The sequence below is a fragment of the Massilia sp. CT11-108 genome, assembly GCF_047302915.1.
GTDB lineage: Bacteria > Pseudomonadota > Gammaproteobacteria > Burkholderiales > Burkholderiaceae_D > Telluria > Telluria orientalis.
This window is the reverse complement of the sequence record NZ_JBKYMO010000307.1, coordinates 1-6,935: the sequence shown is the minus strand read 5'-3', so window position 1 is coordinate 6,935 and position 6,935 is coordinate 1. Positions and strand designations below refer to the sequence as shown.

Below are 6,935 nucleotides of genomic sequence, written 5' to 3'. Positions count from 1 at the left end.
TGGGCTCGGAGATGTGTTTAAGAGTCAGGGACCTCGGCGACCTCGCGCCGCTGTTCGCGCGGGTGCGGCGCGCGCTGCGTGCGCGCGGGCTGTTCGCGCTGTCGTGCGAGGCACTCGACGAGGACGATCGTGGTTACGCGCTCCAGCCGTCGAACCGGTTCGCGCATGCGCTCGATTACGTGCAGCGCACCGCGCAGGCGGCCGGGTTCGACGTCCTCGCGGCGGAGCACGCGGTATTGCGCAAGGATCACGGCCGCGACATCGCCGGCCACCTCGTGCTGCTGCGCGCGGCGTAATCAGGCAGTTGGCACGCCCGGGCCGCTGTCGCTCACGCACAGCCGCACCACGCCGTCCACGCGCATCGGCGTCTGAATCAGGCGACGGAGAGTGCGACCATCCCGATCTCGCCCAGCCGCACCGGCACCGCCCCGCGCGCGACCATGCGGTCGAGCGCGCGGCGGCCGTCGCCCGGATTCACGTCGACGGCGCGCATCGCTTCCGGCACGACAAGTGTGTCGAAGCCTTCTTCCAGCGCATCCGTGACGGTGTTCAGCACGCAGTAATCGGTCGCGAGACCCACTACCGTCACGCGCTCCACACCGCGCGCGCGCAGCTGCGCCGCGAGGTCGGTGCCGCCGAACGCGGAATAGGCGTCCACGGCCGCCGTGTCGGCCTTCGAAATCACGATGGCCTCGTCGGGCAGCGCCAGCTCGCGCTGCAGTCGTATGCGCACGCCGTCGATCCGAACAGCCCGGACTACCTGTCCTGGCGCGAGCATGGCCAGGCGCTCGTCGACTCGTCCTATTTCACGAATGCGCTGCTGCGTGCGCCGAAGGCCTTGTGGGATCCGCTCGACGCCACGACGAAGCAGCGCATCGTCACCGAGATCAAGGGCCTGCGCCGCGTGGAGCCGCCGTACATCAACTGGATGCTGTTCGCGGCGATGAACGAGGCGTTCTTGCTGGCCGTCGGCGAGCAGGCCGACCCGATGCGCACGAACGTGGCGATCCGCAAGGTGAACGAGTGGTACGTCGGCGACGGCTGGATCAAGGACGGCGAGACGTTCCACTTCGATTACTACAACTCGTACGTGATGTACCCGATGCTGGTCGAGATCCTCGAGGTGCTGGAGCGGCACAATGCGCCGTTCTGGAACGGCAAGCCGGCGGACCTGCGCGCCCAGGCGACGAAGCGCATGCAGCGCTACGGCGAGCATCTGGAGCGCTTCATTTCGCCGACGGGCACGTATCCGCCGATCGGGCGCTCGCTCACGTACCGCACGGCCGTGTTCCAGCCGCTCGCGCTGCTGGCCTGGCGCAAGCAGCTGCCGGCCAGCCTGCCGGAGGGGCAGGTCAGGGCGGCCATGCAGGCGGTGCACGAGGCCGTGTGGTCGGACCCGACGAACTTCACGAAGGACGGCTACCTGACCCTCGGCTTCGTCGGCCACCACCCGGAACTGGCCGACATCTATTCGAACAACGGCAGCATGTACATCGCCTCCGAAAGCCTGCTCGCGCTGGGCTTGCCGGCGACGGACTCCTACTGGACGAGCCCCGCCCAGGACTGGACGCAGAAGAAGGCCTTTGCAGGCCGCCCGTTCCCGAAGGATTACGCGGTCAACTACTGAAGCACATGCGGTGCGCATCGTCTTATATGTTTTTGGCATGCCAGAGCGTAAAGAAGCCATAGAGGCAACGATCGCACTGCTACGTACAATAAAACTCGGTGGGCGTAAAGACCACGGCGATCACGGCGCCAGAGCCCCCTTTTTGCGCCGTTTTGCGACAACGTTGTCGCCGCCTTGCAGGAATCACACATTCAAATAACGGAGATTGGAGACAAGAACATGATCAAGAACCGGATCAGCAAGACCGTACTCGCGACGGTCATCGCCGAACTGTGCATCACCGGCTATGCCGGCGCGCAGACGGCGACCGCGCAGCCCGCGGGCGGCGAAGTGCAGCAGGTGGTCGTCAGCGGCATCCGCGCGTCACTCAGCTCGTCGCTGATGACGAAGCGGCTGCAGGACGGCGTCGTCGATGCCGTGTCGGCGGAGGATGCGGGCAAGTTCCCGGACACGAACATCGCCGAATCGCTGCAGCGCGTGACGGGCGTGCAGATCCAGCGCAACAACGGCGAGGGCCGCTACATCTCCGTGCGCGGCCTGGGTCCGGAATTCAACAACGTCCTGATCAACGGCCGCACGATGACGAGCGATACGGGTGGCCGCGAGTTCTCGTTCGACGTGCTGTCGTCCGACCTGATCTCCAAGGCCATCGTGTACAAGACGTCGCAGGCCTTCCTGCCGGAAGGCGGCATCGGTTCGACGGTCGACATCCAGACGGCGCGCCCGCTGTCCGGCAAGGCCGGCAGCTCGACCGTCGTCAACGTGTCGGATTCGTGGGACTCGAATTCGCGCAAGAACACGCCGAACCTCAGCGCCCTGTACTCGTACGCGAACGCGGAAAAGAACTTCGGCGTGTCCGGCTCGCTGTCGTACACGGACCGCGCCTCGCGCCAGTACAAGGCGCTCAACGACGCGTGGAACCTGCTGGACGTGAAGACGATCAACGGCAACCTGAATTCCAAGGGGCTCACGGCCGCCGACGTCACGACGAAGAAGCTGCTCATGCCGCAAAGCTACGGCTTCCAGAACGAGGACGAAAGCCGCAAGCGCCTCGTCGCCAACACGACGGTGCAGTACAACCCGTCGCGCGACTGGAAGATCACGGCAGACGCCCTGTATTCGCGCCTGAACCAGCGTAACAAGGTGATCGCCATCAGCGACTGGATGAATCCGACCCAGCTGAACGTGAAGACCGACGCGAACGGCCAGGTGACGGGTTTCGATCGTCCGGGCGCGAACTTCGTCGCCAACAACCCGGGCCTGGCCGCGGCGGGCATCCTGACCGAGGCGAACTCGAACGACATGATCGTCAAGGGCGGCGACCGCCTGTCGACCACGCTGGCCTACGGCCTGAATTCGAAGTGGAACCTGTCGCCGGACTGGAAACTGGAAGCCGACCTGTCGACGTCGCGCACGGCGATCGGCTATCCCGACCTGTGGATCGTGGCCGGCATGGTGCCGAAGAACGGCGACGTGCTGACGTTCGGCTCGACGCCGACCGTGAACTTCGGCGACGGCATCGCAGATCCGTCGGCCGTGCGCGCCCACGCCGTCGGGAACACCATCGCCTCGAACCACGACAACCTGCACGAAGGCCGCCTGAACGCCACCTGGAACACGGACATGGGCTGGTTCAAGGGCCTCCAGATGGGTACCGCGTACTCGCAGCGCAAGGTCGAGCACATCCAGTGGAGCTCCGATTCGTGGAACGCCTTCTCCGGCTACCACGTGTCGCTGCCGTCGTCGCTGTTCACCGTGACGCCGCTGGGCAATCCGTTCGGCAGCGGCGGCGGCGTGCCGGCGAACTTCCTGAGCTTCGATCCGTACGACTACATGGCTTACCTGAACCAGCCGTCGCTGATCCCGCAATCGAACGACCCGGCCCATTACGCGGACAAGTCGGTCTTCCCGAACGGCCCGATGGCGATCGACTACACGAAGCCGTCGCTGTGGGCCGTGCGCGAGAAGGTGGCGAACGCGTTCGTCCAGTCGAGGTGGGAAGGCGAGGGCTGGTCCGGCGACCTGGGCCTGCGCTACATGCACGTGAAGTCGCAGTCCTCGGGCACCAGCCGTATCCTGCTGTCGGCCGTGCAAAGCCCGAACGACACGACCTATATCCAGAACTGGGGTCCGATGCAGACGAATTCGGTCGACAACAGCTACAACGCGTGGCTGCCGTCCGCCAACCTGAAGTTCGACCTCACGTCCGACATGCTGCTGCGCTTCGGCGCGTCGAAGACGCTGACCCGTCCGACGCTGAACCAGATGGGCGTCAGCAATTCGTATGGCGGCCGTACCGGCTATGTCACGAGCGGCGGCGGCAACCCGTACCTGAAGCCGATGCGTTCGAATAACCTGGACGTTTCGTACGAATGGTACCTGTCGAAGACGAACTACGTCAGCGCCGCCCTGTTCATGAAGAAGGTGTCGGACTTCCTGGAGAAATCGCTGCAGGACACGAAGCTGCCCCAGTATCCGAACGAGATCGTGCACGACACCCGTATCCGCAACGGCCAGAAGGGCACGATCAAGGGCGCGGAACTGGCCGGCCAGTTTGCGTTCGACAAGATCCACCCGATGCTGGAAGGCTTCGGCGTGACGGCGAACTACACGTACGTGGATGCGGAAGCGAACCGCGATACGTCGGAGGGACCCGTGACCTGCGGCTATCCGGGCCTGTCGCGCCAGTCGTACAACGCGTCGCTGTTCTTCGAGAACAGCAAGTTCCAGGCACGGGCCAGCTATAACTGGCGCAATCACTTCTCCATCGATTGCGGCGGCGGCAGCACGTTGCCGCGCAACCGCGCGGCCTACGGCCAGACGGATGCGAGCCTGCGCTACAACCTGACCCCGCAACTGTCGCTGTACCTGGACGCCATCAACCTGACGAACGCCAAGGTGCACGAGTACGCCAACAACGACAGCCAGTTCCTCACGCTGGAAAACGACGGCCGCCGCATCAATCTCGGCTTGCGGATGCAGTTCTAAGCAGCAGGGGTCAGAGTCTGGAGCCGCACGGCGGCGACGCTCTGACCCCGAATTCCGATGCGCCGATTATTGGATCAGCTTATGGTCGCGCAGCCACTCCTCGGCGCGCTTCGGCCACAGCGAGAAGTCGCCGTGGCCGGCGCCCATGCCGGCACCGTGGCCGCCGCGCTCGAACAGGTGCATCTCCGCCGGTACCTTGGCGCGGGTGAGGGCCTGGAAGAACAGGATGCTGTTCTCGACCGGGACGGCGCCGTCGTCCTGCGCGTGGACGAGGAAGACGGGCGGCGTCTGCGCGGTGACGCGGGTCTCCACCGACATCGCCTTCACCTGTTCCGGCGTCGGATGGGCGCCCAGCAGGGCATAGCGCGAGCCTTCGTGCGCGAACGGCGGCATCAGGGTGATCACCGGGTACACCAGCAGCGCGAAGTCGGGGCGCGCGCTGACGGCATCCAGCGCGGCCACGCTGTTCGACGACCCGGCGGGCCGCACGGGCGCCACGCCGTAGTCGGCGGCATGCGCGCGCACGGTGCGCAGCGCGCGCAGCACGTCCTGCAGCGGCGCCGGGTGGCCGTAGTCCGCCAGCCGGTACTTCAGTACGAAGGCGGCGACGCCGAGGCTGGACAACCACTGCGCGTACTGCCTGCCTTCATGGTCGGCCGCCAGGAACTGGTAGCTGCCGCCCGGGCAGATGATGACCGCGGTCTTCGCGGCGTGGCCCGCGGCGGCGGGGTAATAGGTCAGCGACGGCTGCGAGACGTTGCTGATGAAGGTCCCGTCGATCTTTTCCGGACCGGGATTCGCTTTCGCGTTCGGCACGCCTTCCGGCCAGAGCGGAATCACGGCCGTCTGCGCCTGGGCGCCGGCGGCGAGGAAGAACAGTGTCAACAACAGTTTGCGCATGGGAAACCCCTTGAAATAAAAGGGATTGTCGTCACGGGCGCGCGCACGGCGCAATTATGAAAATGGTGGAGTGCGGCAATGATTTCTGCCGATGCTGCGATTTCATGTGCCACCCGCGCGATTTTCGTGTGCCGTTCCGGGCCCGACCCGGCTACCATCTCCCCTTTTTGCAAGAGGAGCTGCACGTGGACCGTCTCGCCACCATCAGGAACAGGATCGCACTGCTGTGCGCCACCGCCGTCTGCTGCGGCAGCGCGCTCGCCGCCGAGCCATGGATGAATGCGAAGCTTCCGGCGGACGAGCGGGCCGCCCTCGTGCTGCGCGAGATGACGCAGGACGAAAAACTGAAGCTCGTCTTCGGCTACTTTGGCATGGACAATGATGGCAAGAAGATGAAGCGCCCGGCGCCTTCGCACGACCAGTCGGCGGGTTTCATCTACGGCGTGCCGCGCCTGGGCATCCCGCACCTGTGGGAAACGGACGCCGGCCTCGGCGTCGCCAGCCAGGCCGGCCCGAACGTGCGCCCGGCGACGGCGCTCCCGTCCGGCCTGAACACGGCGGCCACCTGGGACGTCGACACCGCCTACGCGGGCGGCGCGATGATCGGCGCGGAAGCGCGCGCCTATGGCTTCAACGTGCTGCTGGCGGGCGGCGTCAACCTGATGCGCGATCCGCGCAACGGGCGCAATTTCGAATACGGCGGCGAGGACCCGCTGCTGGCCGGCCGCATGGTCGGCGCGCAGATCCGGGGCATCCAGTCGAACCACGTGGTCTCCACGCTGAAGCACTTCGCGCTGAACGACCAGGAGGCGGGCCGCACGACGCTGAACGTCCTGATCTCCGAGCAGGCCGCGGTGACGTCCGACCTGCTGGCGCTGCAGATCGCGAACGAGGAGGGCAATCCCGGCGCCGTCATGTGCGCCTATAACCGCGTCAACGGCGCCTACTCGTGCGAGAACCGCTGGCTGCTGACCGACGTGCTGAAGGGCGACTGGGGCTTCAAGGGCTGGGTCATGTCGGACTGGGGCGCCGTCCACAGCACGGTGCCGGCGGCGAACGCCGGCCTGGACCAGCAGTCGGGCATGCCGTTCGACCTGGCCGACTACTTCGGCGCGCCGCTGAAGGAAGCCGTCGCGAATGGCTGGGTACCGCAGGCGCGCCTGGACGACATGGCGCGCCGCATCCTGCGCTCGATGTTCGAGCACGGCGTCGTCGACCACCCCGTGGCGCCGGCGCCGGAGGCTATCGACTTCAAGGCCCATGCGGCCGTGTCGATCAAGGACGCGCAGGAAGGCATGGTCCTGCTGAAGAATGCCGCGCGCGCGCTGCCCCTGGCCCCGGCCGTGAAGCGGATCGCCGTCATCGGCGGCCACGCGGACAAGGGCGTGCTGGCGGGCGGCGGCTCGTCGCTCGTGTACCC

5 protein-coding genes and 1 pseudogene are annotated in these 6,935 nt (G+C 66.1%); 4 read left to right on the top strand and 2 right to left on the bottom strand.

What is annotated here, in order from left to right; translation table 11 throughout:
* Window positions 1-296: pseudogene (locus ACEN88_RS21145) on the top strand (hypothetical protein); the annotation flags it as partial.
* A 77-nt stretch (window positions 297-373) separates the two neighbouring features.
* Here ACEN88_RS21145 and ACEN88_RS21140 read toward each other — a convergent pair.
* Complete coding sequence (locus tag ACEN88_RS21140; protein WP_413342731.1) at window positions 374-733, bottom strand: isochorismatase family protein; 360 nt, start codon at window positions 731-733, stop codon at window positions 374-376.
* On the opposite strand from ACEN88_RS21140, the gene ACEN88_RS21135 reads away from it, so the two are divergent.
* Window positions 614-1,627, top strand: coding sequence for a DUF2264 domain-containing protein (locus ACEN88_RS21135; RefSeq protein WP_413342728.1), 1,014 nt, complete (start codon window positions 614-616; stop codon window positions 1,625-1,627). The genes ACEN88_RS21140 and ACEN88_RS21135 overlap by 120 nt on opposite strands.
* Before the next feature lie 219 nt (window positions 1,628-1,846).
* The gene (locus ACEN88_RS21130) at window positions 1,847-4,615 is read left to right on the top strand and encodes a TonB-dependent receptor (protein ID WP_413342725.1); all 2,769 of its coding nucleotides are present in this window, start codon (window positions 1,847-1,849) and stop codon (window positions 4,613-4,615) included.
* A gap of 66 nt (window positions 4,616-4,681) precedes the next feature.
* Here ACEN88_RS21130 and ACEN88_RS21125 read toward each other — a convergent pair whose 3' ends face one another.
* Complete coding sequence (locus ACEN88_RS21125; RefSeq protein ID WP_413342722.1) at window positions 4,682-5,515, bottom strand: alpha/beta hydrolase; 834 nt, start codon at window positions 5,513-5,515, stop codon at window positions 4,682-4,684.
* Between the two features lie 185 nt (window positions 5,516-5,700).
* Between ACEN88_RS21125 and ACEN88_RS21120 the strand changes: the two genes are divergently transcribed.
* The coding region (locus ACEN88_RS21120; RefSeq protein ID WP_413342719.1) for a glycoside hydrolase family 3 protein at window positions 5,701-6,935 on the top strand (1,235 nt) is incomplete at its 3' end.